This window comes from Streptomyces sp. NPDC006012 (assembly GCF_042871185.1).
Lineage (GTDB): Bacteria > Actinomycetota > Actinomycetes > Streptomycetales > Streptomycetaceae > Streptomyces.
Genome location: NZ_JBIAIE010000008.1, coordinates 272,837 through 298,952 on the forward strand (window position 1 = coordinate 272,837; position 26,116 = coordinate 298,952).

A 26,116-nucleotide genomic window follows, 5' to 3' on the forward strand; every position below is an offset into this window, starting at 1 on the left:
CCGCGCCGGTACCCCCGGGAGTCGAGAGCAGAAGGGACCGGCACACGGTCGTCAACCGTCGGCTGCGGATCACCGAACGGCCGGTAATCACTCAACTCCTCTGCGCACAGCGGGGTAAGGGAGCAGAGTGGAGGCAGGGTTGAACTGGTTGAACACAGCTCGGGGGTTTCGATGGCACGACGATCGCGCACGCCGAACACAGCCCTCGCGGGCCTGATGCAATCGGAGGAGATCGGAAACGCGCAGCTGGCGCGGCGCACGAACACCGTCGGGAAAGAACTCGGGATTGTTCTGCACTACGACAAGTCGAGCGTGTCGCAGTGGCTCGCCGGCAGCACGCCGAAACCGCGAGCGAGGCCCGCGATCCTCGAAGCGCTCTCCCGGCTCGCCGGCCGCCCGGTGACTTCCGCCGAAGTCGGCTGGGGGGACGATACGGCCGAGGAGCGCGACGTAGTTTCCGGAGTGATGGCGCTGAGCCGTGCGGACATGGACCCGGGCCGCCGCAACGTGCTGACCGCGGGCATGTACGCCGCCACGCTGGTGGTGCCCTCCTACAACCAGGTGACCGGGGAGCTCGACCAGCGGGTGAAAGAAGCCAGTGCGGGGCGTGCTCTCCGGATCGGAATGAGCGACGTCGAGACCGTGCGGAAGATGACGGACAAAGTCGCCGACATCCTGGACGAGATCGGCGCCGGTCATGCCCGGCCGATGGCGGCGGCGTTCATCACGAACACCATCGGCACGTACCTGCGCGCGGATGCCACGGACCAGGTGCGCAAAGCGATGCTGGCAGCTGTCTCGGACTTCGTGTACCTCACGGGGTGGATGGCGATGTACGAGACGAAGCAGGGGCTCGGGCAGAAGTACTACCTGCGGGCCCTCGACCTGGCCGGCGCGGGCGAGGACCACGTCACCTACTGCCGCACGCTGCGCGGCATGTCGTTGCAGGCGTCCCACCTCGGTTACGGCCCGAAGGCGCTGGAGCTGGCGGACGCCGCTGCCGAAGCCGCCCCGGCGTCGGGGCCGCGCCTGACGGCGTTCCTGCGCGGGCAGCAGGCCGCCGCCGCCGCGATGACCGGCGACCGGCACACCGCCCTCACCCGGCTCCGCGAGACCGAGACGGCACTCGCCCAGGCGGACAACCGGCGGGACGCCGTGGGCGGCTACGACGAGGCGGCCTACCACTTCCACGAGGCCCATGTCCGATGGTCGCTCAAGGACGGGCCGGGCAGCGTCAAGGCCCTGCGCCGCTCGAACACCGCACGCAACCCGCAGGAGCGTCAGGGCCGCGTGCACTGCCTCGGGGTGATCGCTCAACGGCAGATGTCCCTGCGGCACGTTGAGGCCGCGTGTGCCACCTGGCACGAGTTCCTGGACGAGTACCAGATGATCAGCTCCGCGCGAGGGGACGAGCACCTGCGCACCCTGCGCACCGGTCTCAAGCCGTACGCCTCGCTGCCGGCCGTGCGCACCCTCGACGAGCGGGCACGCGAGGTCTCCCGGTTGAAGGCGGCCTGACCCGGTTACAGGTTCAACGACAGCCGGCCTTCCGCTTGTGCACGGCTTCGACGAGCGGTTGCACGGTGTCTGTCTGCAGGAGGACAGGATGCGTGTGGGAATCACCGGTCACCGCGGACTGAGCACAGAAGTCAAGGAGCGCGTGCGGGTGCTCCTGGCGGATGCGGTGCGCGGGTACGACGCTGCGGAGCTGGTGGCGGTCTCCTGTATCGCGGACGGACCCGATGCGTGGTTCGCCGAAGCGGTTCTGTCCGCCGGTGGACGCCTTGAGGTCGTCGTCCCGGCCACCGAGTACCGCGACAACTTGCCGGAGTGGCACCACTCCACGTACGACGCGCTGATCTCCCGCGCGAGCGAGGTGCACGAGACCGGCATGACCGCGTCCGACTCCCAGGCGCATATGCACGGCTCCGAAATCCTCGTCGGGCTCGCTGACGAGCTGGTGGCCGTGTGGGACGGGAAACCTGCATGGGGGCACGGCGGCACCGCGGACGTCGTGGCGTACGCCGAGCGGAACGGTGTCCCCGTCCGGGTGATGTGGCCGGAGGGTGCATCGCGCTGATCGGCACTCGACCGAGGGTGCTGCTCGGCGACTTCTACCGCTCTCTGCTCACCCGCGCGCCATCCGCTCAGGTGACACGCGTGTGGAGCGACCGTTTCCGATCCGAATGGAGCACCCCTTGACCGCGGCAACCGACCTGCGCCTCTACGGTCACGCCGACCTCCCCGACATCCGGCAAACCCTCCTCCACGTGCACGCCGACGCCTATGCCGACCGGATTCACGAGGAGTTCGTACAGCGTTTCCCGTGGTTCGTGGACCACTGGGGCGGCCGTGCGGGGTTCGCCTGCGTGATCGCCTACGAAGGCGGTGAGCCGGTGGGCTTCACCTACGGGTCTCCGGCCGAGCCAGGCCGGGAGTGGTGGCGTGAGTACCTCGATCCCGCGCCGGCGGACGCGTCGACGTTCGCCGTGTCGGAGCTGATGGTGCGGCCGAAGTGGCGCAAGAGGGGCTTGGGCGAGCGGCTGCACACCGCCCTGTTCGACGGCCGTGGCGAGGCCATGGCCGTGCTCACCGTCGACACGAAGCGGCCTCGTCTGCAAGCGATGTACGAAGGGTGGGGGTGAAAGCTGCTACAGATTTTCTAGTCATTCATAGTCACTTATGGTCGTGTATCTCGAATATCTTGGTCTGGTGAAGCTTTCGGAGTGGGCGCGGCAGCAGGGCGTGAGCTACCAGACGGCTTGGCGGTGGGTGAAGGACGGGAAGATGCCCGTCCCTGTTCGTCAGGCGCCGTCCGGGACGTGGCTGGTCGACGAGGTCGCCGTCCAGCCGTCCGGGCGGGTGGTGGCGTACTGCCGCGTGTCGTCCGCCGATCAGAAGACCGACCTCGATCGGCAGGCGGCCCGGGTGGTGGCCGGCGCGAAGGGGCTGGGTCTGGCCGTCGCCGAGGTCGTCACCGAGGTCGGCTCGGGACTGGACGGGCGGCGCCGCAAGCTGCACCGCCTGCTGTGCGACCCGGACGCCACGGTGGTCGTGGTCGAGCATCGTGACCGGCTGGCCCGGTTCGGCGTCGAGCACCTCGAAGCCGTCCTGTCCGCTTCCGGGCGGCGCCTGGTCGTCCTCGACCCCACCGAGACCACCGATGACCTGGTGCGGGACATCACCGAGGTACTGACGTCGATGTCCGCCCGCCTGTACGGGCCTCGTGCGGCGAAGAACCGTGCCGCCCGCGCGCTGGCCGTGGCGACCGGCGAGGACGCCGAGTGAAGAAGTTCCGGCCGCAGCCCGGTTTCGTGGTCCAGGCTTACCGGTTCGCCCTGGACCCGAACACCACCCAGGAGCACGCGCTGCGCTCACACTGCGGCGCCGCGCGTGCCGCGTACAACTGGGCTGTCGGCTGGGTGACCGCCTCCTGGTGGCAGCGCCGCGCGGAGAAGAGCTACGGCATCCCTGAGGAGCAGCTGACCCAGTGGCGGCCATGGTCGCTGCCGTCGCTGCGGAAGGCGTTCAACCAGGCCAAACACACCGACCTGAGGTTCGCCTCCTGGTGGGGAGAGAACTCCAAGGAGGCATACAACACCGGCCTGGCGAACGCTGCTGCCGCGTTCGACAACTACGCGAAGTCCAGACAGGGCAAGCGGCGCGGCCGTGCGATGGGCATGCCGTGTTTCAAGTCTAAGCGGAAGGCACGCCTGTCCTGCCGGTTCACGACCGGCACGATCCGCCCGGACGCCGACGGCCGGCACGTGACGCTGCCGAGGCTGGGCACGATCCGTACGCACGAGCCCACGGTGAAACTCCTCGCGCGCGTCCAGACCGGGACGGCCCGGATCCTGTCCGCGACCGTGCGGCACGAGCGGGGGCGCTGGTTCGTGTCGTTGCAGACCGAGGTGAAGCGCGACCTCGAACACGTGGCGCGACCAGACGTGGCGGTCGGCATCGACCTGGGGGTGAAGACCCTCGCGGTGATGGCCGACAGCACCGGCGAGATCCGCACCGTGCCCAATCCCGGGCACTACGACCGGGCGCGTCAGCAGCTGCGCCGCGCGTCCCGCGTTGTCTCCCGCCGCCAGGGCCCCGACCAGCGCACCGGACAGAAGCCCTCGAAGCGGTGGGAGAAGGCCAACGCGACCCGCAACCGGGTTCACCACCGGGTGGCGAACCTCCGCGAAGACGCCCTGCACAAACTCACCACCGCCGTGACCGCCGACTACGGCACCGTCGTGGTCGAGGACCTCAACGTCGCCGGGATACTCCGCAACCGGCGCCTCGCCCGCAGGATCGCCGACGCCGGATTCGGTGAGATCCGCCGCCAGCTCACCTACAAGACCCGCCAGCGCCACGCCACCCGCATCATGGTCGCCGACCGCTGGTACCCCTCCTCCAAGACCTGTTCCGGGTGCAGCACGGTGAAAGCCAAGCTGCCGCTGCACATCCGGACATACAAATGCGACGCCTGCGGCCTGGTCGCCGACCGGGACGACAACGCCGCGCTCAACCTCGCCGCCCTCGCAGCAGCCGCAGCAACTGGTACCGGAGTGGCCGGAGACCAGGACACCGCCCCGGCGGTGCCGAAGCCTCGTGGAGCCGACCACAAGACCCGCACCACCCGCCCCCGCCGCAAGGCGGAGGCGGGGCGGGCAGGTGGCGCAACCCTGCCGCACCAGCGGCAGACGGAAACGAGAGACCGTACTCAAGCCGAAGCCCTCACGTTTTGGTGATGTGACGGACCTTCCGGGCAGAAACACCCGGAATACTGAGACCCGACTACGGTCTCGGCAACGGTTACGGAAAGATCGGTGAACAACAGCCGTTCCCCGACTCGCCCCGGTACGCGGTGATGCTCCGCGATCTACGCTGACCCTCCCCGTTCGTACACGCCGGACTGGGCGCCACCCCGGGCAAGCCCCCCTATCACCCCGCCCCCACCCCGCCCAACGCCCCGTCCGTGAGCCGATACACCGTCCACCCGTCCTGTGCGGACGCGCCCAGCGCCCGGTAGAAGCCGATCGCGGGCTCGTTCCAGTCCAGGACCGACCACTCCAGGCGGGCGTAACCGCGCCGTACGCAGATGCGGGCCAGTTCGGTGAGCAGGGCTCGGCCGTGGCCGGCGCCGCGGGCCTCCGGGCGGACGTACAGGTCCTCCAGGTGGATGCCGTGGACGCCGCGCCAGGTCGAGAAGGTGAGGAACCAGAGCGCGAAGCCGACCGGATCGCCGGTCGTGTCGTCCACGGCCAGGTGGGCGAAGACGGCCGGGTGCGGCCCGAACAGCGCCTCCCGCAGTTGTTCGGGGGTGGCCCTGGCCTCGTCCGCGGCCTTCTCGTAGACGGCCAGTTCGCGGATCAGGGCGTGGATGACGGGGACGTCGGCGGGGGTCGCGGGGCGGATCACGCGCGCCTCCCGGCCACCAGGTCCGCCAGCCGGGCCAGGCGGGACGACTCGGTGCCCGGGCGGAGCCGTTCGCGCCGGTCGGCGGCGCGGTAGGTGGCGTACATGCCCTGGACGCCCAGCCAGCGCAACGGTTCCGGCTCCCAACGGCGGACCTTGTGGTTCACCCAGGGCAGGTCCGTCAGCGGGGTGCGGCCGGCCTGGCCGGAGTCGAGCCGGACCAGGTCGCACAGGGTGCGGGCGGCGAGGTTGGCGGTGGCGACGCCGGAACCGACGTAGCCGCCCGCCCAGCCCAGGCCCGTCGTACGGTCCAGGGTGACGGTCGTGCACCAGTCGCGCGGCACGCCGAGGACACCGGACCAGGCGTGTGCGACGCGCAGGCCCGCGAGCGACGGGAAGAAGCGGACGAGGAGGTCGCGGAGGGCGTCGACGGTCGCCTGCTGGGTGCGGCCGTCGTTGTCGGTGCGTGAACCGAAGCGGTAGGGGACGCCCCGGCCGCCTAGGGCTATCCGGCCGTCGGCGGTGCGCTGGGCGTACATGTAGGCGTGCGCCAGGTCGCCCAGGGTCTCCCGGCCGTCCCAGCCGATCTCGGCCCACTGCTCGTCGGTGAGCGGCTCGGTGGCGATCATCGAGGAGTTCATGGGCAGCCAGGTGCGCCGCTGGCCCTTCAGCCCGGCGGTGAAACCCTCGGTGCAGCGCAGCACGTAGGGGGCGCGCACGGTGCCGTACGGGGTGACGGCGTGCCCCTGGCGGATCTCCGTCACCGGTGTCGACTCGTGGAGGGTGACGCCCAGCGCCTCGACGGCCGCGGCGAGGCCCTTGACGAGCTTGGCCGGGTGCAGCCGGGCGCCGTGCGGGGTCCAGGTGGCGCCGACCGCGTCGGCGACCCGGATCCGTTCGCGGGTCTCGCGGGCGTCGTACAGTTCGCGGTCGCGTTCGCCGTAGGACAGCTCATGGGCGTGGAACGCCTTCAGCCGGGCCAGTTGGGCGGGGGTGGTGGCCACTTCCAGCACGCCGCCCCGGTGCAGGTCGGCGTCGATGCCCTCCGCCTCGGTGACCGCGACGACCTCGGCGACGGTGTCGTTCATGGCGCGTTGCAGGCGTACGGCGGCCTCGTGGCCGTGCAGCCGGGCGTAGCGGTCGCGGCCCGCGACGCCGTTGTAGAGCCAGCCGCCGTTGCGGCCGGAGGCGCCGTAGCCGCAGAACTTCTGCTCCAGGACGGTGATGCGCAGGAAGGGGGCGGCCTTCTTCAGGTAGTAGGCGGTCCACAGTCCGGTGTAGCCGCCGCCGACGATCGCGACGTCGGCGGACGCGTCGCCGGTCAGGGGCGCGCGGGCCGTGGGCAGGCCGTCGTCCGCGTACCAGAAGGAGATGCCGCCGTTGACGGCACTGCTTGCCGAGTCGCTCATGCGCGGACGTTAGCTCCTGGGGGCGGTCAGTGTCTCCTTCGGATTCCGTGCTTTTCCGCGGCCCCTGACCAGCGGACGGCAGGCGAGGCCGATCAGCAGGGACAGCAGGTGCCCGACGTCGGTGAAGGTGGCGCCGGTGACGAACGGCAGCAGGAAGAAGATCAGTACGGCGGCCAGGTACCCGTACCGCCAGGGTGGCGCGATCCGGTAGGTGAGCACGCCCACCACCCCGGTCAGGGCGTAGCTGACGCCGACGTCGAGGGTGTCGGCGGCCCGCTGCGGGGCGGCCCCGACGTCGATGGCGTGCAGCAGGGTCAGCTCGCTGATCACGGTGGCCAGCACGTGCGCGGCGACGCAGACCACGAGCCAGCGCAGGGTGCCGAGCCAGCGTTCGGCCTGGGCGTGGAAGACCGTGTACAGGGCGGCGTACGGCAGCCAGTGGTCGCCGTCGATCCACATGGCGCTGGTGATCAGCACCCGTACCGGATCCCGGGACAGCTCGTGGATGTTGGTCGAGCGCCGCCGCAGGAACTCCTGCTCGAAGCCCGGGGGCATGTAGTGCAGGGCGACGGTGGTGGCGAACAGGATCAGCAGCCAGGCGTAGGTTCCCGGGGCGCTGCGGACGTAGGCCGCTGCCGCCCCGGGAACGCGGAGAAATCGGATGACCCGGTTCACACACGTCAGTATCGTCGGCGAGGTGATCGAAGTGCCTGGCGAGCTGGCCGCCTCGCAGCAGAAGTACAACGGCGCGGCAGGGCGTGCCTTCATCGCACAGCTGCCGGACCGGGCCGAGGAGTTCCTGCGGCGCTGGGAGCTGACGGTGGACGGTCCGGCCATGTACGGGTGGTGCGCGCTGGTCCTTCCGGTGGTGCGCGCCGGGGGGACACCGGCCGCGCTGAAGCTCCAGCCGTACGACGAGGAGAGCGCGGGTGAGCCCGAGGCGCTCAGGATCTGGGACGGCGACGGGGCGGTTCGGCTGCTGGAGCACGACGGGCCGACCTGCACGCTGCTGCTGGAGCGGCTCGACGAGGGCCGGGTGCTGAGCGACCTGCCGGACGCCCGGGAGGCGGTGCGGATCATCGGCGGGCTGCTGGCCCGGCTGACCGTGGTGCCGGCCCCGCCGGGGATGCGCCGGCTGGCCGACATCGCCCGGGAGATGCTGGAGCAGGTGCCGTGGGCGCTGGAGCGGATCCCTGATCCGGCGGACCGGCGGCTGGTCGGGGACTGTGCGGCGGCGGTGCGCGAGGTGCTGGCCGAGCCCGGTGACCGGCTGCTGCACTGGGACCTGCACTTCGAGAACGTACTCGCGGGGGACCGCGCCGACTGGCTGGCCATCGATCCGAAACCGCTGGCCGGCGACCCCGGGTTCGATCTGCTTCCGGCGATCGACAACCGCTACGACCCGGCCGGGACCGGGTGGCGTTTCGATGCGCTGACGGACGCGCTGGGCCTGGACCGGGAGCGGGCGCGGGCGTGGACGCTGGGGCGGGTGCTGCAGAACTGCCTGTGGGAGACGGAGGACGGACGGCCGTTGGATGCCGTCCAGTTGGAGATCGGGCGGGCGCTGCGCGGATGACACGCCGTCGAACGGCCCATCCGCCCTTTTTATTACCTAATCGGTCATAACGTGCACAATATGACTAAATGCAGCATCGCGTACCTGGCTTGCACCGCGGCACTCGTCGGTGCGGCCCTCGGTACCACCCCGGCCTCCGCCGCCCGCCTGACCCACGTGGTCCACCCCGGGGAGTCCATCCAGAAGGCGGTCGACGCCGCGAAGTCCGGAGACACCGTCCTGCTGACCCCCGGCACCTACCGGGAGAGCGTGACGGTGAGCAAGTCCGGTCTGACCCTGCTCGGCATGGGCCCGGGCACCGTGCTCCAGCCGGCCACGAAGAAGGCCGCCACCGGCTGCGCCGCGGCCGGCAACGGCATCTGCGTGACGGGCACCGCAGCCCGCCCGGTCAAGGACGTCACCGTCGCGAACCTCAGCGTGACCGGCTTCGCCAAGGCCGGGGTGTTCGGCACGTCGACCGACCGGATGACCGTGACCAGGGTCTACGCCGCCAAGAACGGTGTCTGGGGCATCGCCCAGGAGCAGTCCGTGCACGGCGCGTTCCGGTACAACCACGCCAAGGCGAACGGCGACGCGGGTCTCTTCCTCGCCAACACCGTCACGGCGGAGCAGGGCGCGAAGGACAGCAAGGGCGCGGCGGTCCAGAGCAACCGCCTGGAGGGCAACCGGATCGGCTTGACCGTCCGGCGCCTGCGCAACCTCATCGTCGCGGACAACTACGTCACCGGCAACTGCGTCGGCATGTTCGTCGTCGGCGACGAGAACAAGCCGCGGGCGGGCGCCCTGACCGTCCAGGACAACCAGATCGCGCAGAACAACAAGTCCTGCCCGAAGACCAAGCGGCTGCCCGCGCTGCAGGGCTCCGGGATCGTCCTGACCGGCGCCGAGGACACCCTGGTCACCCGGAACCGGATCAGCGGGCACTCCGGCAAGTCGCCGCTGTCGGGCGGCGTCGTCCTGTTCAAGAGCTTCGTGGGCGTCACCAGCGAGCGGAACCGGATCAGCGACAACGTGCTGGAGAACAACGCCCCGGCCGACCTCGTCAACACCGACAACGGCAAGGGCAACACGTTCAGCGGCAACTCCTGCCGGGCCTCCAAGCCCGCGGGCATGTGCTGACCGGCGGCCGTCGCATCCCGTAGTCCGGGACCGGCCGGTCCGCGACCGGTCCCGGGGCGATCCGCGGGCCGGTCCACGGGCCGGCCCCTGGCCAATCCAAGGAAGGAAGGCGGCCCATGACGACCGCGACCTCCAAGCTCCCAGCCCCGCACGAGAAGGCAGGGCCCCCGTCCCCAGCGCCGTCCATGCGGCTGCGCGAGCTGGTGTTCGGCGCGGCAGGTGCCGCCGCCGTCCGGGCGGCCGCCCGGCTGGGCGTCGCCGACGCCCTCGGCGAGTCCCCCATGGCCGTGGCGGACCTCGCGGCCGCGGTGAAGACCGAGCCGAAGCCGCTGCGCCGGCTGCTGCGGGCGCTGGCCTGCTACGGCGTCTTCGAGGAGCGGCCGGACGGCACGTTCGCGCACACCGCCATGTCCCGGCTGCTGCGCGAGGACGACCCGAACAGCCTGCGTGACATCTCCCTGTGGTGCACCGAGCCGTGGACCTGGGACGCCTGGCCCCGGCTCGACGAGGCCGTGCGCACCGGCCGGAACGTGGTCGAGGCGCTGTACGGCAAGGAGTTCTTCGCCTATCTCAACGAGGACGCCCCCGAGTCGGCGGACGTCTTCAACCGCGCGATGACCACCTCCAGCGAGCAGTCGGCGCGGGACGTGGCCGCGCTGCTCGACCTGTCCGGCGCCGCCTCGGTCGCCGACATCGGCGGCGGCCAGGGCCATGTGGTGGCGAGCCTGCTCGACAAGTACCCGTCGATGCACGGCAGTCTGCTCGATCTGCCGCGCGTGGTGGACAACGCCCTGCCGCGGCTGCGCCCGGGCGGCGACCTCGCCGGCCGCGCGCGCGTCGTGCCCGGCGACGCGCGGGTGTCCGTGCCGGTCAAGGCCGACGTCTACGTCATCAAGAACATCCTCGAATGGGACGACGAGAGCACGGCGCGGCTGCTCGGCAACGTCATCGCGGCGGGCGGTCCGGGCACCCGGGTCGTGGTCATCGAGAACCTCGTCGACGACACCCCCTCGATGCGCTTCAGCACCGCCATGGACCTGCTGCTGCTGCTCAACGTCGGCGGGGCCAAGCACACCACCGACTCCATGGTGCGCAGGCTGACCGCGGCCGGCCTGGTCGTCGACAACACCGCACCGGTCAACCCGTACCTGGACGCGTTCGACTGCCACGTCCCGCGCTGAGCGGAACACCGGCACGCGGTACGGACACGGAAACCGGTCGCCGGGCCCCCGGCTGCGGGCCCGGCGACCGGTGTCTCTGCGGCTACGGCGGTGTCAGCCGCGCTCCCACAGATAGAAGCGCTGCGCCATGGCGTCCTTCGGGGAGCGCCAGGTCTCGGGGTCGTACGCGCTGACGTACGCCGAGAGCCGCTCGCTGATGCCCCGGAACTCCGGGTGGTCGGTGACCTTGGCGATGGCCGGTCCGGGCTCCCGCTCGGACTCGACGAGGTGCATGTACACATCGCCGAACTGGAAGAGGCTGCGCCGGACGACCCCGACGAGGTGGGGCAGCTCCCCCCGGTCGGACTCCTCGAACACCTTGGCGATGTCGGGGGCGGAGCCAGGGGCCATCCGGGCGACGATCAGGGCCTGGTGCATCGGATGCGTTCCTTCCGCGCTCAGTCGGCGACGGTGGCCGCGGACCGCTGCCCGGCCGCGGCCTTCTCGATCCGGTCCCGGATCAGACCCATCTGGATCTTGGAGTTCCGGTTGATGTTGTCGGTCATCCAGTCGTCGTCGACCGGGGCGTCCGGCTTCATCGCGAAGTCCTGGGTCCACACCATCCGGGTGCCGGCCGCGACCTCCTCGTAGCGCCAGTGGATGTCCATGTGCGCGAACGGACCGGTCTCCACCCGGCGGGCCTTGACGCTGAGCGTGTCGCGGTCCGGCTCGCGCTCGGACACCCAGCTCCACACGGTGCCCTTCTCGTCCGGGTGCATGGTCAGCCGGAACGTCGTCTTCGCGCCCTCCCGGGCGAGGATCTCGACGGCCGCGTACTCGCTGAACAGCTGCGGCCAGTTCGCCAGGTCGTTGGTCATCTCCCAGACGAGGTCCAGGGGGGCGCCGATGACGATCTCGTTCTGTGTGTGTCCTGCCATGTCAGGCTCCTGCCATCAGAGTGGTGTTGACGAGGTCGAGGAACTGCCGGGGCGTCCTGCAGCGTTCCGCGTCGGGCGGCATCGGCGTGCCGTGCCGGTTCTCCAGCTCGCCCACGATGCCGAGCAGGCCCAGCGAGTCGATGCCGAGGGCGTCGAAGCCGCTGTCGGAGCGCTGCTCCAGTTCCTGCGGGGCGACGGTGACCCCGGCGGCCTGCTTCATGAGCCCGGACAACTCTTCCAGCGTGATGAGGACACTCATCGGTTCTCTCCTTCTCTCCGGGAGTGCTGTGAGACGGCCTTCGCAAGGCGTCGGGTGACGGCCTCGGGGAGGCATCGGGTGACGGCTTCGGGGACACGTCGGGTGACGGCCACGGGAGGCGTCGGGTTCTTCAGACGCGTTCGCCGGTGCCGCGCCGCAGCACCAGCGCCGAGTTCGACCCCATGAGTCCCCGGCTGAGCACCAGCGCCGTGCGCAGTTCGGCGGTACGGGCCCGGCTGGTCACGAGGTCGAGGTCGTAGCAGACGTCGAAGACGTTGGGGGTGGGTGGGATCAGTGAGTGCTCCATCGCGAGCACCGCCGCCGCGGTGTCCAGCACGGGCGCCGCGCAGTAGCCCCGGCCGATGCCGGTCTTCGGCGCGGTGACCGGCACCCGCGCGGCGTGCGCGCCCAGGGCGTCGGCGATGGCCAGCGCCTCGGCGCGGTCCGCGGCCGGCACGCCCAGCGCGTCGGCGAAGACCACGTCGATCTCCTCCGGCGCGCACCCGGCCTCGTCCAGGGCGCCCCGGATCGCCTGGGCGAGCCCGGCCCGGGAATCCTCCCAGCGGGAGGCGCCGGTGAACGTCGCCGCGTGCCCGGCGAGCAGGGCGCGCAACGGCGCCCCGCGCTCCAGGGCCGTGCGCTCCGCCTCCACCACGACCATGGCACCGCCCTCGGCGGGCACGAACCCGCCGGCCTCGGCCGTGAACGGAAGGTAGGCGCGGCCCGGATCGGCCACGGTGCTCAGCTCCTGGTAGCCGAGCTGGCAGACCATCGAGTACGGGGCCAGCGGCGCTTCGGTCGACCCGGCGACGACCGCGTCGGTGCCGCGCTGCACCGCCCGCGCCGCATGGGCTAGGGCGTCGAGGCCGCCCGCCTCGTCGGCCGCGACCACCGAGCAGGGGCCCTTGAGGCCGCGGCGGATGGAGATCTGGCCGGTGGAGGCGGCGTAGAACCAGGCGATGGACTGGTACGGGCCGACGAACCGGCTGCCCTTACCCCACAGTCGCTGCAGCTCCCGCTGGCCGAACTCACCGCCGCCGGAACCGGCCGCGGTGACCACGCCGATGGAGAACGGCCCGTCGGCCATGTCGGCCTGGTCCAGCCGGGCGTCCTCCAGCGCGAGGTCGGCCGCGGCCATCGCGTAGTGCGTGAACCGGTCGGTCTGGACGAGGTAGCGCTCCTCGACCGCCGCCGCCGGGTCGAACGCGCGGACCTCGCCCGCCACCTTCAACGGCAGGTGCTCGCAGCCTTCGCGGGTGATCCGGTCGAGGACGCTGAGCCCCCGCTGGGTGGCCTTCCAGAAGGTGTCGGTGGTGGTTCCGTTGGGTGCGACGACACCGATTCCGGTGATGGCCGCGCGACGTTCGTGGGGTGCGCTCATCGTGTGCTCTCCCTTACTCCCTGGGCCGGGTCAGGATCACCGCGGACTGGAAGCCGCCGAACCCGCTGCCCACGGAGAGCACGCTGCGCAGCGTGCGCTCGCGGGCGACACGGGGGACGTAGTCCAGGTCGCACTCGGGGTCCGGGGTCTCGTAGTTGGCGGTCGGCGGGACGACCTGGTTCGCCAGGGCCAGCACGCAGGCCACGACCTCGATCGCGCCGATCGCGCCGAGGGAGTGCCCCACCATGGACTTGATGGAACTCATGGGCGTCTGGTAGGCGTGCTGCCCCAGGGCCCGCTTCACGGCGGCCGTCTCGTGCCGGTCGTTCTGCCGGGTTCCGGAGCCGTGGGCGTTGACGTAGTCGATGGCCGTGGGGTCCAGCCTGGCGTGGTCGAGGGCGTCCTCGATGGCCCGGGCCATCTCCAGGCCCTCGCTGGTCAGGCCGGTCATGTGGTAGGCGTTGCCGTAGGTCGCGTAGCCGCTCAGTTCGCAGTAGACGTGCGCGCCGCGGGCCCGCGCGTGTTCCAGTTCCTCCAGGACGAGCACCGCGCCGCCCTCGCCCATGACGAAGCCGTCACGGTTGTTGTCGAAGGGCCTGGAGGCATGGGCCGGGTCGTCGTTGTTGGGGGACGTCGCCTTGATCGCGTCGAAGCACGCCATGGTGATCGGTGAGATCGGCGAGTCCGACGCACCGGCTATGCAGACGTCGGCCCTGCCCTCCTCGACGGTGTGGAAGGCGTACCCGACCGCGTCGAGTCCGGAGGTGCAGCCGGTCGAGACGGTCTGCACCGGACCCTGCGCGCCGAATCGTTCCGCCACCGCGGAGGCCAGCGTGCTCGGCGAGAACGCCCGGTGCAGCTGTGGCTGCGCCTCGCGGTGGTCCACGTCCCAGTGCTGCCCACCGTGGCTGACCAGGACGTAGTCGTGCTCCAGGCGGGTGGTGCCGCCCACCGCGGTGCCCAGCGAGACCCCGACCCGCCAGGGGTTCTCCCTGGCCAGGTCGAGACCGGAGTCCCGGACCGCCTCGTCACCGGCGACCAGCGCGAACTGTATGTACCGGTCCGCCCGCTCGGTCTGCTCCGCGTCCAGCCCGTACGCCGCCGGATCGAAGTCGCACTCCGCCGCGATCCGGGACCTGAGTTCGGACGGGTCGAAGAACGTGATGCCGCGCGTCGCCGTGCGGCCCGCCGCGAGCAGATCCCAGAACGCCCGTACGCCGATCCCGCCCGGGGCGACGATGCCTATGCCGGTGACCGCCACCCGCCGGGTCATGAGGGAACCTTCCGCGGATCGGCCGCGTCGTCGGCGCCCGCCTCGGTGGTGACGGCCGCGGCGCCGATCACCTCGGTCTCCTCCGTGTCGACGTGGCCCAGCTGCGGACGCGGCGCGAGCGGACCGAGGTGGAAGACGACCCGGGCCTCCACGTTGCCGACGTTGCGGAAGCGGTGACGCATGTAGGCGGGGATCATCAGCCCCTGCTCCGGCCGCAGCGGGTGCGCCTCGCCGTCCAGGTCCACCTCCAGCTCACCGCACAGGGCGTAGACGAACTCCTCGGAGTACGGGTGGTAGTGCTCACCGATGCGGTCACCGGGCTGCACGATGGCCACGCCCATGAAACCGCTGGTGGAACCCACCGTGGCCGGAGTGAGCATGGCGCGCAGATCGCCGCCGCGCCGGACGTTGGGCTCGACCTCGCTGAGGTCCACGATTCTGGGACGGGGTTTGATCACGACGTTCCTCCGTTGGTGTGCTGCGGTGGGTTGAGGGGCGTGTCCACCGGGTCGGGCCGCCGGGTCAGGCGTCCGGCGAACGGCGGTCGGTGACCAGGTCCATGTGCACGGCCCCGCCGTCGAGGAGCGACTTCAGCTCGGCCGCGTGCGGCGACGGAGGCACCACAGGCTGGGTACCGGTCTCTTCGCGCAGGTCGAGCAGGCGCACCACGATGTCGTCGCGGTGGAAGATCGTGCTGCGCAGCACCGGGCTGGTCGGGTCCTCGGCGACCATCTCGTCGTACTGGGCGAGCAGCTCGGCCAGCCGCATGCCACGGCCGGGAATGGCCGGGTAGTACATCGCGCACCGCTCGCCCCAGGCCAGGCCGTCCGCCGTCACGTGGTGCACGGCCGGCAGCGCCGCCCGGGTGAAGAAGATCCGCGCCGACTCCTGGTCGCCGAGGTCCCGCTCCTGCTCCAGGTACGGGTTGATGGCCTCCTCGACCGCGCGCACCTCGGGCTGCTGGGCGACGTGCCGCAGGGCCGCGAGCAGGTCGCCGCGCACCTCGATGGCCCGCACCACCCGGTTGCCGTGCATGAACAACGAGGTCCGGCACAGCCGCGTGGTGGCGTCGACCCGCGCCTCGGGCGCGGCGTACTCCGCGAGGAGCTTGCGCACCTTCTCCTCGCTGCCCGGCCGGACCGTGAAGGTCAGCGCGTGCCGGATCAGCCCGTCACCGATGCGCGGCGAGGTCTGGAGCCGGCGCTGCGGCGACCGCTCGACGCCCACGCCGGTCTCCCGCACGACGTGGAAGCGCAGCGAGCGGGTGTCCCGGACGCAGCCGTGCAGCGGCTTCACCATCTGCACGTGCTCCTCGCTGTTCACCCAGGCGAGGAACGGCGGGGCGCTCTCCCACTCGCTCGTGACGAGCCATTGGGAGGGATTTTCGATGGACTGGCAGAGTTGGTCGCTGACGTGGCCGGGTACGGACGCAACCTGGTTGCACAGGTGCTCGTACGCCTTCAGGAACTGCTGCTGGGCTCCGTCGTAGACGTCGACCAGCAGGACGACCCTCAGCCGCGAGCCGTCGAACACGGACTGGGAGACTTTCGACACCTGTCGGGTCAGCGCTTCTGAAACACGTTCAGAGGTAGTGGTCATCCTGCGTACATCTCCTTACGGGGCAGACTCGGGCGCCGGCCGCGGGTGACGCGACGTCAGCGTTCCTTGATCCTGTGCCGGTCCCCAGGAGTGCGCGACTCGTATGCACCACGCGGGTGATGGGCGCCGTGAAGACACTCCGGGCGGCCCGTCCAGGGCTGTGAACCACGCGGGTGATTGAGACCGTCGAGGCACACCGAGCTGTCCGCAGAGGGCAAGGAAAATCACAGGCGCCCCTCGGCGCACCTCTGCCTATGGAGGCTTCGATGCAGCAAAAAGCCGACCACCGGATTCCCGTCCTCATCGTGGGCGGCTCTCTGGTGGGCCTGTCCATGTCTCTGTTCCTGGGCCGTCTCGGTGTGCGGCACATGGTGGTCGAGCGGCACTCGGGGACCTCGATCCATCCACGCGGACGGGGCAACAACGTACGGACGATGGAGCTGTTCCGGGTGGCGGGCATCGCGCCGGACATCAAGGCCGCGGCCTCTCCCCTCGCCGACAACCACGGCATCCTGCAGACTCCGACGCTGGTCGGCGACGCCGGCGAATGGCTGTTCAAGCAGATCGACCCCGGCGGCGGACTCGCCCGGCTCAGCCCCACCGGATGGTGCCTGTGCAGCCAGAACGACCTCGAACCGGTACTCCTGGCGAACGCCCGCGCACTCGGCGGCGACCTGCGCTACTCCCACCAGATGGAGTCCTTCGAGCAGGACGCCGAGGGGGTGACGGTCACCGTCAAGGACCGCGCCACCGAGGAGCGGTACACGGTCCGGGCCGACTACCTGATCGCGGCGGACGGCCCGCGCAGCCCGGTGCGCCACCGGCTCGGCATCGGGCAGTCGGGCCCCGGCGACCTGTTCGCCAACGTCAGCGTCACCTTCCGCTCCAAACTGCTCGCCGACGTGGTCGGCGAGCGGCACTTCATCTGCTGCTACCTCACCGACCCGGAGGCCGACGGCGCGCTGCTGCCGATCGACAACCAGGAACGCTGGGTCTTCCACGCGCCGTGGCACCCGGAGCGGGGCGAGACGCTGGAGGAGTTCACCGAGGAACGCCTCAGGCGGCACATCCGGCGGGCCGTCGGCGTCCCCGACCTCGATGTGGAAATCACCGGAACGGCGTCGTGGCGCGCGGCCGAACGGGTCGCCGACCAGTACGTGTCCGGCCGGGTGTTCCTCGCCGGCGACTCCGCCCACGAGATGTCCCCCACCGGGGCGTTCGGCTGCAACACCGGTATCCAGGACGCCCACAACCTGGCCTGGAAACTGGCCGCGGTGCTGGACGGCTGGGCGGGCGAGGGCCTGCTGGAGTCGTACGGCACCGAGCGCCGCCCGGTGGCCCTGGAGACCAGCGCCCGCGCCTCCGCCCGCTCGGTCGAGCACAGCCACCCCGGCTTCGCGCCGGCCCCCGGCGTCGGCGGCGGCCGGCGCGGCGGCATCCTCAACGTCGTCCTCGGCTACCGCTACCCGCAGGGCGCCGTCGCCGGCGCCGACCCCGAGCAGCCGGTGGTCCCCGAGGAACTGCGCCTGGACGGACAGCCCGGCAGCCGCGCCCCGCACCTGTGGCTGCGCCGCGACGGCGAGCGGGTCTCCACCATCGACCTGTACGAACGCTCCATGGTCCTGCTCACCGACGCCCCGGACGACGCGGGCTGGTACGCGGCGGCCCGCCGCATCGCCGAGCGGGACGGCGTACGGCTGGACGCCTACCGGATCGGTCCGGGCGCCGACGCGGACCTGACGTACGACACGGAGAGCGCCGCCGGGCCGGTCGACTGGACGCGGCTGCACGGGACGACGGCCGACGGCGCCGTCCTGGTCCGCCCGGACGGATTCGTCGCCTGGCGCTCCCCCGGCGCCGCACCGGACCCGGAGGCGGAACTGCGCAAGGCCCTGGCGGAGATCCTGCACAAGGGCTGAGCCGCCCCGGCAGCGAGAGGGCCACCCGGGCCGGCCGGCCCGGGTGGCTTTCGCCGTTACGGCCGACACGAGCGGCCTTCGCCGTTCGGGGCGGCCGGGATCGGCCGCAGACGCCCCGACGGCCCTCGGGCTCCGGCCTCCGGACCCCGGCGTGGACAGGTCAGGTGTCGTCCGCGCCGGGGCGGTCCAGGCCCAGGTCGTGCCGGGGGCGGCCGACCATGGCCGCGGGGTCGACGATGCGGTCGAAGTCGGCGGCGGCCACCCCCAGGGCGAGCGCCGCCGCGCGCAGCGTGGTGCCCTCGTCGTCGGCCTTGTGCGCGATCGCGGACGCCTTGTCGTAGCCGATGGTGGGGCTGAGCGCGGTCACCAGCATCAGCGACCGGCCGACGTAGTCGTCGATCCTCGCCCGGTCGAGTTCGGTGCCCTCGACGCTGTAGCGGCGCAGCTTCTCGCAGGCGTCGGCGAGGATCCGGGCCGAGTGCAGGACGTTGTTGATGACGATCGGGCGCATGGCGTTCAGCTCGAAATTGCCCTGGGCACCCGCGGCGGCGACGATCGAGTCCTCCCCGATGACCTGGAGGCAGACCATGACCATGGCCTCCTGCTGGGTGGGGTTGACCTTCCCGGGCATGATCGAGGAGCCGGGCTCGTTCGCGGGCAGCCTCAGTTCGTGCAGCCCGGCCCGCGGCCCGGAGGCCAGCCAGCGCATGTCGTTGGCGATCTTCATCAGGGCCACGGCCAGGCCGCGCAGCCCCGCGCCGACCGCCACCATCGCGTCCAGGGAGCCCTGGGCCGCGTACTTGTTGGGGGCGGTCACGAACGGCCGGCCGGTCAGCTCGGCGAGCTGCGCGGCGATCTGCGCATCGAACCCCTCGGGGGCGTTCAGACCGGTGCCCACCGCGGTGCCGCCCGCCGCGAGCCGGTGGACGGCGTGCAGGCTGTCGGCCGTCCGCTCGCGCGCGTCGCGCAGCTGGGCGGCATAGCCGGACCACTCCTCGCCGACGGTGATCGGCGTGGCGTCCTGGAGGTGGGTGCGGCCGGTCTTGACCACGTCCACCCAGGCCACGGCCTTGTCCTGGATCGCCTGGATGAGCTGGTCGACGCTGCGCAGCAGGTGGTCGGACACTTCCAGGACGGTCGCGATGTGCATCGCCGTGGGAAAGGTGTCGTTGGACGACTGGCCCATGTTGACGTGGTCGTTGGGGTGCACCGGCCGCTTGCTGCCCAGGGCGCCGCCGAGCAGTTGGCTGGCGCGGTTGCCGATCACCTCGTTGACGTTCATGTTCGACTGGGTGCCCGACCCGGTCTGCCACACGTACAGCGGGAACTCGGCGTCCAGCGCACCGGCGATGACCTCGTCCGCAGCCCGCACGATCGCGGCGGCGCGCTCCTCGTCCAGCCGGCCGGCCCGCCGGTTGACCAGGGCCGCCGCCTTCTTGACGTAGCCGTAGGCGTGGTAGACGGCCTTCGGCATGCGGTCGTCGCCGATGGAGAAGTGGATCAGGGAGCGCTGGGTCTGCGCGCCCCAGTAGTGCTCCGCGGGGACGTCGATCCCGCCCATCGAGTCGGTCTCCACCCGGGTGCCGGTGGCGCCCGTCCCGATCGGCACGTCCCGTACGGCGGTCCGGTGCGCCGCCATCACACGACCTCCTCGGGATAGTCGGGCTGCCACATCGCGTCCTGCACGGCCTGTACGACGTCGTCGATGTCCGCGCGCGCGACGCCCTCGTCCAGCGCCTGGCGCACCACGGCGACCGCGACGGTGGCCGAGGAGGCCCGCAGGTTGCCCACCTCCGGGAGCAGGGAGGCGCCGGGGGTGCCGGTGTCGACGAGGCCGGCGACCGCCTCGGCCGCGGCGCGGATCATGCCCGGCGTGACGTGCGCGGCCCGCGCGACCACGGTGCCGAGGCCGAGGCCGGGGTAGACGAGCGCGTTGTTGGCCTGTCCGATCCGGTGGTCGACACCGTGGTACGGCACCGGGTCCCACGGGGTCCCGGTACCGATCAGCGCCCGGCCGTCGGTCCAGTGCACGAGGTCCGCCGGGTGCGCCTCGATCTTCTCGGTCGGGTTGGACAGCGGGAAGATCAGCGGCCGGTCGACGTGCGCGGCCATCTCCCGGATGATCGGCTCGGTGAAGGTACGCGGAGTGGTGGACGTCCCGATGAGGATGGTCGGCCGTGCCTCGGCGACCGTGGTGGCCAGGGTGATCCGGCCCTGGCCGTCCCGGTCGTAGTCCTCGGCCTCGGCGGCCGGCCGGGCGTACGGGGTCTGGAAGTCGCGCAGACCGGTCATGTCGTCGAGCAGCAGGCCCTGCTGGTCGACCAGCCACACCTGCCGGACGGCCGCCTCGGGCCGGGCCCCGGCCCGGACCATCGCCTCACGGATCTGGTCGGCGATGCCGACCCCGGCGGTACCGGCGCCGAAGACGACCACGCGCTGCTCGGCCAGCGGCGTACCGGCCACCCGTACGCCCGCGAGGACGGCGGCGAGGGTGATCGCCCCGGTGCCCTGCATGTCGTCGTTGAAGATGCACGCCTTGTCGGCGTACTCCAGCAATATGCGGCGCGCGTTGGACGGGCCGAAGTCCTCGAAGTGCAGGAGCGCCCGCGGGAACAGCCGCGAGGCGGTCGTGATGTAGTTGCCGATGAGCCGGTCGTAGGCGTCGCCGCGGGTGCGGGAGTGCCGCAGCCCGACGTAGAGCGGGTCGGTGAGCAGGGCCTCGTTGTCCGTGCCCACATCGAGCATGACGGGGACGACCCGGCCCGGGTCGATGCCGGCGGCGGCGGTGTAGACGGCCAGTTTGCCCTGGGAGATCCCCATGCCGTTGCTGCCCCAGTCGCCGATGCCGAGGATCTGCTCCGCGTCGGTGGCCACCAGCAGGTCGACGTCCTCGGCGCCGAGCCCGAGGTTGGCGAACGCCGTCTCCACCCCGTCGGGATCGTCCACCGAGAGGTACACGCCGCGCGGACGCTGGTACTCGTGGCTGTAGCGCTCGATCGCCTGGCCGACCACCGGGTCGTACACGATGGGCAGCATCTCGGTCAGATGGTCGACGAGGAGCTTGTAGTAGAGCGTCTCGTTGCGGTCCCGCAGCGACTCCAGGAAGGTGTTCTTCGCCAGCGGCGTCGGCTGGGAACTGAACTGTTCGTAGGCGCGTATCGCCTGCTGTTCCTCCGACAGCACGGCCGGCGGCACCAGACCGGCGATGCCGAGCTGGGCGCGCTGCTGCTCCGTGAACGCGGTGCCTCTGTTGCGGATCGGGTCCCGCAGAACGTCAGCTCCCGGAGATCTGTGGGTCGTCCTGACCGAACTCATGGCGGTCCGCCTTTCCGGAGGTCCTTCTCGTTCCCGAGGGGTTGTCCCGGCCCAGGACCCGCTGCTCCTCCCCTGGTCACAAGCACCGCGGACACACCGATATACGAATATCCTCAGCCATTCGGCGTAATTTGTAATGTCGTGGCCCAGGGCCCGCCCGCACGCCGGCCCACGCACTCCCCCGCCCCTCGGGTGCCTGCCCTTCAGTGACCGTCGGGCAGCCAGTTCCCGTGGAAGCCCGCGGGTACCCGGCGGGGCAGGTGGACCGTGGCCGTGGGGGGTCCGCTCAGGTCGTCGGCGTCCAGGACGACGAGGTCGCTGCGGTCGGTCGCGGGGTCGTGGACGAAGGTCAGCAGCCAGCCGGGGCCGCCGGCCCGGTCGTCGGCGGGGGCGAACGCCGCTTCGCCGGGAACCCGGCCGCCGTCGAAGCGGTGGCTGGTGACGGTACCCCGCTCAAGGTCGTAGCGGTGGATCGCGCCGCCGTGTCCGCCGCTGTGCGGCTCACCGCCGGTGGTGACCTGGCCGGTCCTGGCGGGCAGGCCGGCCAGCCGGTCGTCGACCCGGGGGAACTCGCAGGCCCGGTCGTCCAGTTGCTCCTCGTGTACGGTCCCGAGGGCCAGATCGACGGTCCAGCGCCACAGCGTGCCCGGGCCGGTGGTCCTGACGCCGTCGCCGAGGGAGTCGTAGCGGACCACGTACAGCACCAGCCGTCGCCCGTCGGCCTCCTCGTGGGCGTTGAGGGTGTGGAACACGAAGCAGGTGTCGATCTCGAACCAGCGCACGGCGCCGTACGGATCGTCCCGGCGCAGCACACCCAGCCGGGCGCCGTGGTCGGGGGTCCAGGTGTAGGGCATGCCCGGCCGGCCGCTGGTCGCCCTGGCCAGGTCGAACAGGATCGGCAGATCCATGAAGACCACATGGCCGCTGGTCAGGAAGAAGTCGTGCATCATCGTGTGCGCGCCGACGTCCACCGGCCGGCTGAGGACGAGTTCGCCGTCGGCGTCCGCACGGTGGTAGGTCAGATACGGCGCGGTCAGCCCCCCGTACCCGAAGAAGTGCAGCTCCCCCGTGCTGGGGCAGGTCTTGGGGTGCGCGGTCATCGGGGTGCGCAGCCGGCCGTGGAAGTCGTAGGGCCCGACGGTCTCCAGCTCGTGGCCGGGCCGGCCGTCCAGTTCGTAGGGGTAGGACGACTCGACCAGGGCCAGGGTGCGCCCGGCGTGCCGGACCACATGGGTGTTGGCCTTGCCGGCGGTGAGGTCGACGGTGCCGTCTTCGTCGTACAGTCGCGCGCCGTGGGTGAAGGTGCTGGTGCGGACCCACCGGTTGCGGTAGGCCGTGGCCCGGCCGCCCTCCAGCCGGACGCCGTGCACCATGCCGTCGCCCATGAACCAGTGGGCGGAGGCGGCCTCGCGGGGGTTGGGGCCGTTGCGCAGGTACCAGCCGGTCAGCTCCGGCGGGAGGGTGCCGGTGACGGCCAGTTCGGTGACGGTGGCCTCATCGGGTACGGGGGCGAAGTTGCCCAGCATGTGGGGAACGCTGGCGGTCATGTCCGGGTCCTCGGGTGGTGGCGGAGTAGGTCACTGGGCGGCGTGCGCAGCCACCGCTGCGGGGCCCGTCGGCGTACCGGGCGCAAACGTACGTGTGAATACCTCAGGTTCGACCTGTCGAAATTAGAATGTCACGGTAGACCTGTCAATGTTGGAAGGTTTCGGAATGACATGTCGGAGCTAGAATGACCGAACTAGCCTCGTGAAACTGTGCGAAATGGGAAGGTGAGGTGCCTGCGATGAGCCTCCGGCACGCTCTGCTCGGCCTGCTGGTCGACCGCACCGCCAGCGGATACGACTTGCTGAAGCTGTTCGACACGTCGTTGGTGAATGTCTGGCCCGCCACCCAGAGCCAGGTCTACGGCGAGCTGACCCGGCTGGCCGACGCCGGCCTGCTGGAGGTCGTCGGCCAGGGCCCGCGCGGACGCAAGGACTACGCGCTCACCGACGCGGGGCTGACCGAACTGCGCCGCTGGCTCGCCGCCCCCTCGACCGAGCAGCCCCGGCGCAGCGACGCACTGCTGCGGGTCTTCTTCATCGACGTACTCCCGCCCGAGCAGCGCCTTGCGTACCTGAACCACCTCGCGGACCAGGCCGCCGGCCAGCACGCCGAGTTGGAGAAGGTGCGGGACACCGTGGACTGGACCGAGGAGGACTCCCTCACGGTCAACGGCGCGCTCGCCCTCGAATTCGGCCTGCGCCTCACCACCATGCAGGAGGAATGGGCACGCTGGGCGGCCCAGCTCATCTCTTCCAGGGAGGACAGGACCGTGGAGGAGGGGACCGGGGAGGGCAGGATCTGAGCATGCCCCGCATCGAGCAGCCGGTGACCGATGCCCGGCACACCCGCTCGCTGCGTTCATGACGCACCGGCATGAAGCGCACAGCCAAGACCGGCCAGGCGGCGACTCCTGAACCGTCGGATCATGCCATACGTTACGTGCGAGGAGAGCAACAGACAGCGGGTCTCTTGGGCTGAACTCCTGCGAGAGGCGCATGCAACGGTGACCGGGACCAGACCGGAGGAAGCCGGAACAATCCCGCAGTCACTGGCCCACCACGCTGCCACCACCCGCACGACAGCCGTCATGAAGAACCTCAACGCCTGTCCAGGTCAACGCGATGGAGGACCTCATGGACCAGCACACGGAAACCGAAGACCCCTCCGCAGCCAGAATCAGGGCCCTGTACACCCCGCAGAACAACGCACCCCCCCTGGTCCAACACGGCCAACTACCGAAAAAACGCAAGAAGGACGCACCCAAGGGGGAACGACAGGCTCGGCGGCGCCTGCACGACCTCCTCAACCCTGCATACCAGGCGAGTTCCGAGGAGGTGAGGGCACTGAGGGATGCCGGGATTCTGCTTCTGGAACGCAAGGGCGGCGGCTACCACATCAACCCGCAGGCAAAGCGCGAGACTGATGATGCCACCGCACAGGCCGGAGTTGTACGTGCCTTGGGCATCGCGAAGTTGTACGGCCTGGAACAGGGATACCCCGCCCTGGTCGAGCACGGCGTACTACCGACACGGAAAAGAAAGGACGCGCCCGATTGGGAAAAGCAGGCTCGGCGGCGGCTGCACGACCTCCTCAACCCTGCAACCCTGGCGAGTTCCGAGGAAGAGGAGGTATTGAGGAAGGCGGAGATTCCGCTTCTGCCACGCAAGGGCGGAGGCTACCACATCAACCCGCAGATAAAGCGCGAGACTGATGATGCCATCGCACAGGCCGGAGTTGTACGTGCCTTGGGCATCGCGAAATTGTACGGCCTGGAACAGGGATACCCCGCCCTGGTCGAGCACGGCGTACTACCGACACGGAAAAGAAAGGACGCGCCCGACTGGGAACAGCAGGCCCGGCAGCGGCTGCACAGCCTCCTCAACCCTGAATACCAGGCGAGTACCGAGGAGGTGAAGGTGCTGAACGCTGCCAGGATTCCGCTGCTGCCACGCAAGGACGGCGGCTACTACATCAACCCGGGGATAGAGCGGCAGGATGATGAAGACAATGCACAGGTCAGAGCCGACCGTGCCCTGAACATCGCGAAGTTGTACGGCCTGATAAAGGGCATCGACGCCCTGGTCGAGCACGGCGTACTAGCAGCAGTCCACAGGAAGGGCGAGCCCCCGTGGGAACGGCAGGCTCGGCAGCGGCTGCACGACCTCCTCCGCCCTGCAGCCCTGGCGAGTCCCGCGGAGAAGAAGGTACTGGAAGATGCCGGGATTCCGCTTCTGCAACGCGACAACGGCGGCTACCACATCAACCCGCAGGTGAAACGGGAAAAAAATCGGAAAATCAATCGGAAAAGGGCGGCTCTTTCTGCCGTGTCAGCCCTGCCGCCCGCACAGCAGCCCCCGGTACCCGCCCCTGTCTTCTCACCACCCATGACAGCGGCACACGCCTGGCCGGCACACCCCGCCACCACGGCCAACGAGCAGGCACTCGACTGGCACAACCAGAACTGGTATCCGGAACCACCGGTATCCCTGCCCGCAGGAACAATGACGGTTCCCGACGTCGGACCGACGGAAACCCTGCCCGTACTCATGCAAGGGCTGCCGCATCACCTGTCCTACCAGCAGCCCATGAGCGAGTACCCGTTCACAGCCGACCGGGACGCGGGAATCTACAACGGCGAGCCCGGTCACGGCCCATGGCAGGCCGACAGCGGCCTGCCACCCAGCACCATGCCGTCATCGACAGACGACCATCCCCACCGCTACCCGGCACACCTCACCGCCGCCACGCAATACCAGCCATACCCACCCGACTGGACAGCATCACCCCAACCGACCACCACACACCCGCATCTCCTGGCCTGGCAGCCACCACACCCGACCCAGCACCACCGCCAACCCCAGAAGAAGAAACACTAACCGAGTAACGAGTTGGTGCGTGATAGCAGGGTGAGGCCTCCTGCCAGATAGGTGGCATGATCCGGCTGTGGCGATCATGGTCAATCGGATGGTGCTGGCGCATCGGCTGTTCTCGGAGATCTCGCAGCGCCATCTTGCCTGGGCGTTCGTGTCCGGCACGAAGAAGCAGAACACGATGAAGGCCACGCCCATCGCCGACCACCACGGACCCACACTATAGGTCGATGCCCTGCAACCTGGTCGGATACATGATGCGACCGCCGCACGAAACGAAGACATCGGGATCTGCTTCCAGCACCTTCCTGACGTCGAGGTCCTATTCGACGACGGTTACC

General features: G+C 70.4%; 24 protein-coding genes and 1 pseudogene. 12 read left to right on the plus strand and 13 right to left on the minus strand.

Annotated features, from left to right (window positions below; genetic code table 11):
• Positions 1-171: 171 nt before the first annotated feature.
• The 5 genes from ACFYPJ_RS17960 (at position 172) to tnpB (ending at position 4,742) form a co-directional block, all read left to right on the plus strand.
• A complete protein-coding gene (locus ACFYPJ_RS17960; RefSeq protein ID WP_389017496.1) occupies positions 172-1,518 on the plus strand; it encodes a hypothetical protein in 1,347 nt (448 codons plus the stop codon).
• 88 nt (positions 1,519-1,606) lie between these two features.
• Complete coding sequence (locus tag ACFYPJ_RS17965) at positions 1,607-2,080, plus strand: hypothetical protein (protein ID WP_389017499.1); 474 nt, start codon at positions 1,607-1,609, stop codon at positions 2,078-2,080.
• Positions 2,081-2,198: 118 nt separating this feature from the next.
• Positions 2,199-2,645, plus strand: coding sequence for a GNAT family N-acetyltransferase (locus tag ACFYPJ_RS17970; RefSeq protein ID WP_389017502.1), 447 nt, complete (start codon positions 2,199-2,201; stop codon positions 2,643-2,645).
• 67 nt (positions 2,646-2,712) lie between these two features.
• Complete coding sequence (locus tag ACFYPJ_RS17975; RefSeq protein WP_389017504.1) at positions 2,713-3,288, plus strand: IS607 family transposase; 576 nt, start codon at positions 2,713-2,715, stop codon at positions 3,286-3,288.
• Positions 3,285-4,742 (plus strand): IS607 family element RNA-guided endonuclease TnpB, encoded by a 1,458-nt coding sequence (tnpB, locus tag ACFYPJ_RS17980; protein WP_389017506.1) that lies wholly within the window; start codon positions 3,285-3,287, stop codon positions 4,740-4,742. The genes ACFYPJ_RS17975 and tnpB overlap by 4 nt, the downstream gene beginning before the upstream one ends.
• A 193-nt stretch (positions 4,743-4,935) precedes the next feature.
• On the opposite strand, the gene ACFYPJ_RS17985 is transcribed toward tnpB, so the two are convergent.
• From ACFYPJ_RS17985 to ACFYPJ_RS17995, 3 genes are read right to left on the minus strand one after another with little or no spacing between them, the layout of a single operon-like run.
• On the minus strand, positions 4,936-5,412 hold the full coding sequence (locus ACFYPJ_RS17985) for a GNAT family N-acetyltransferase (RefSeq protein ID WP_389017508.1): 477 nt from the start codon (positions 5,410-5,412) through the stop codon (positions 4,936-4,938).
• Positions 5,409-6,818, minus strand: a complete 1,410-nt coding sequence (locus ACFYPJ_RS17990; RefSeq protein WP_389017511.1) for an NAD(P)/FAD-dependent oxidoreductase — start codon at positions 6,816-6,818, stop codon at positions 5,409-5,411. Before ACFYPJ_RS17990 ends, ACFYPJ_RS17985 begins: the two co-directional genes overlap by 4 nt.
• Before the next feature lie 9 nt (positions 6,819-6,827).
• Positions 6,828-7,493, minus strand: coding sequence for a rhomboid-like protein (locus tag ACFYPJ_RS17995; RefSeq protein ID WP_389017514.1), 666 nt, complete (start codon positions 7,491-7,493; stop codon positions 6,828-6,830).
• Here ACFYPJ_RS17995 and ACFYPJ_RS18000 point away from each other — a divergent pair.
• The 3 genes from ACFYPJ_RS18000 to ACFYPJ_RS18010 all read left to right on the plus strand — a co-directional run bounded on the left by ACFYPJ_RS18000 (position 7,480) and on the right by ACFYPJ_RS18010 (position 10,694).
• Positions 7,480-8,394 carry an aminoglycoside phosphotransferase family protein gene (locus ACFYPJ_RS18000; protein WP_389017517.1) on the plus strand — a complete coding sequence of 305 codons (915 nt, stop codon included), beginning with the start codon at positions 7,480-7,482 and terminating at the stop codon, positions 8,392-8,394. The genes ACFYPJ_RS17995 and ACFYPJ_RS18000 overlap by 14 nt on opposite strands.
• 60 nt (positions 8,395-8,454) lie before the next feature.
• Positions 8,455-9,513, plus strand: coding sequence for a nitrous oxide reductase family maturation protein NosD (locus ACFYPJ_RS18005; RefSeq protein ID WP_389017519.1), 1,059 nt, complete (start codon positions 8,455-8,457; stop codon positions 9,511-9,513).
• Between the two features lie 116 nt (positions 9,514-9,629).
• A complete protein-coding gene (locus ACFYPJ_RS18010) occupies positions 9,630-10,694 on the plus strand; it encodes a methyltransferase (protein ID WP_389017521.1) in 1,065 nt (354 codons plus the stop codon).
• Between the two features lie 93 nt (positions 10,695-10,787).
• On the opposite strand, the gene ACFYPJ_RS18015 is transcribed toward ACFYPJ_RS18010, so the two are convergent.
• The 7 genes from ACFYPJ_RS18015 to ACFYPJ_RS18045 all read right to left on the minus strand — a co-directional run bounded on the left by ACFYPJ_RS18015 (position 10,788) and on the right by ACFYPJ_RS18045 (position 16,123).
• Positions 10,788-11,111 (minus strand): TcmI family type II polyketide cyclase, encoded by a 324-nt coding sequence (locus ACFYPJ_RS18015; protein WP_389017524.1) that lies wholly within the window; start codon positions 11,109-11,111, stop codon positions 10,788-10,790.
• 20 nt (positions 11,112-11,131) lie between these two features.
• Positions 11,132-11,611 carry an SRPBCC family protein gene (locus ACFYPJ_RS18020; protein ID WP_389017527.1) on the minus strand — a complete coding sequence of 160 codons (480 nt, stop codon included), beginning with the start codon at positions 11,609-11,611 and terminating at the stop codon, positions 11,132-11,134.
• A 1-nt stretch (position 11,612) separates the two neighbouring features.
• Positions 11,613-11,870, minus strand: a complete 258-nt coding sequence (locus ACFYPJ_RS18025; RefSeq protein WP_389017530.1) for an acyl carrier protein — start codon at positions 11,868-11,870, stop codon at positions 11,613-11,615.
• A 130-nt stretch (positions 11,871-12,000) separates the two neighbouring features.
• Positions 12,001-13,251 (minus strand): ketosynthase chain-length factor, encoded by a 1,251-nt coding sequence (locus tag ACFYPJ_RS18030; protein WP_389017533.1) that lies wholly within the window; start codon positions 13,249-13,251, stop codon positions 12,001-12,003.
• Between the two features lie 13 nt (positions 13,252-13,264).
• Positions 13,265-14,524: a beta-ketoacyl-[acyl-carrier-protein] synthase family protein gene (locus ACFYPJ_RS18035; protein WP_389017536.1), complete on the minus strand. Its 1,260-nt coding sequence runs from the start codon at positions 14,522-14,524 to the stop codon at positions 13,265-13,267.
• The gene (locus ACFYPJ_RS18040) at positions 14,521-14,982 is read right to left on the minus strand and encodes a cupin domain-containing protein (RefSeq protein ID WP_389017539.1); all 462 of its coding nucleotides are present in this window, start codon (positions 14,980-14,982) and stop codon (positions 14,521-14,523) included. The genes ACFYPJ_RS18035 and ACFYPJ_RS18040 overlap by 4 nt, the downstream gene beginning before the upstream one ends.
• A 64-nt stretch (positions 14,983-15,046) precedes the next feature.
• Positions 15,047-16,123: a SchA/CurD-like domain-containing protein gene (locus ACFYPJ_RS18045; RefSeq protein WP_389017542.1), complete on the minus strand. Its 1,077-nt coding sequence runs from the start codon at positions 16,121-16,123 to the stop codon at positions 15,047-15,049.
• Between the two features lie 266 nt (positions 16,124-16,389).
• Between ACFYPJ_RS18045 and ACFYPJ_RS18050 the strand changes: the two genes are divergently transcribed.
• On the plus strand, positions 16,390-18,042 hold the full coding sequence (locus ACFYPJ_RS18050; protein ID WP_389017545.1) for an FAD-dependent oxidoreductase: 1,653 nt from the start codon (positions 16,390-16,392) through the stop codon (positions 18,040-18,042).
• A 160-nt stretch (positions 18,043-18,202) separates the two neighbouring features.
• On the opposite strand, the gene fumC is transcribed toward ACFYPJ_RS18050, so the two are convergent.
• The 3 genes from fumC to ACFYPJ_RS18065 all read right to left on the minus strand — a co-directional run bounded on the left by fumC (position 18,203) and on the right by ACFYPJ_RS18065 (position 22,904).
• Positions 18,203-19,681 carry a class II fumarate hydratase gene (gene fumC, locus ACFYPJ_RS18055; protein ID WP_389017548.1) on the minus strand — a complete coding sequence of 493 codons (1,479 nt, stop codon included), beginning with the start codon at positions 19,679-19,681 and terminating at the stop codon, positions 18,203-18,205.
• Positions 19,681-21,357, minus strand: coding sequence for an NAD-dependent malic enzyme (locus ACFYPJ_RS18060; RefSeq protein WP_389017551.1), 1,677 nt, complete (start codon positions 21,355-21,357; stop codon positions 19,681-19,683). The genes fumC and ACFYPJ_RS18060 overlap by 1 nt, the downstream gene beginning before the upstream one ends.
• Positions 21,358-21,560: 203 nt before the next feature.
• Positions 21,561-22,904 (minus strand): carotenoid oxygenase family protein, encoded by a 1,344-nt coding sequence (locus ACFYPJ_RS18065; RefSeq protein WP_389017553.1) that lies wholly within the window; start codon positions 22,902-22,904, stop codon positions 21,561-21,563.
• Positions 22,905-23,143: 239 nt separating this feature from the next.
• Between ACFYPJ_RS18065 and ACFYPJ_RS18070 the strand changes: the two genes are divergently transcribed.
• The 3 genes and pseudogenes from ACFYPJ_RS18070 to ACFYPJ_RS18080 all read left to right on the plus strand — a co-directional run.
• A complete protein-coding gene (locus ACFYPJ_RS18070; protein WP_389017555.1) occupies positions 23,144-23,707 on the plus strand; it encodes a PadR family transcriptional regulator in 564 nt (187 codons plus the stop codon).
• Positions 23,708-24,038: 331 nt separating this feature from the next.
• Positions 24,039-25,781: a hypothetical protein gene (locus ACFYPJ_RS18075; RefSeq protein ID WP_389017558.1), complete on the plus strand. Its 1,743-nt coding sequence runs from the start codon at positions 24,039-24,041 to the stop codon at positions 25,779-25,781.
• Between the two features lie 142 nt (positions 25,782-25,923).
• Positions 25,924-26,116: pseudogene (locus tag ACFYPJ_RS18080) on the plus strand (IS5/IS1182 family transposase); the annotation flags it as partial.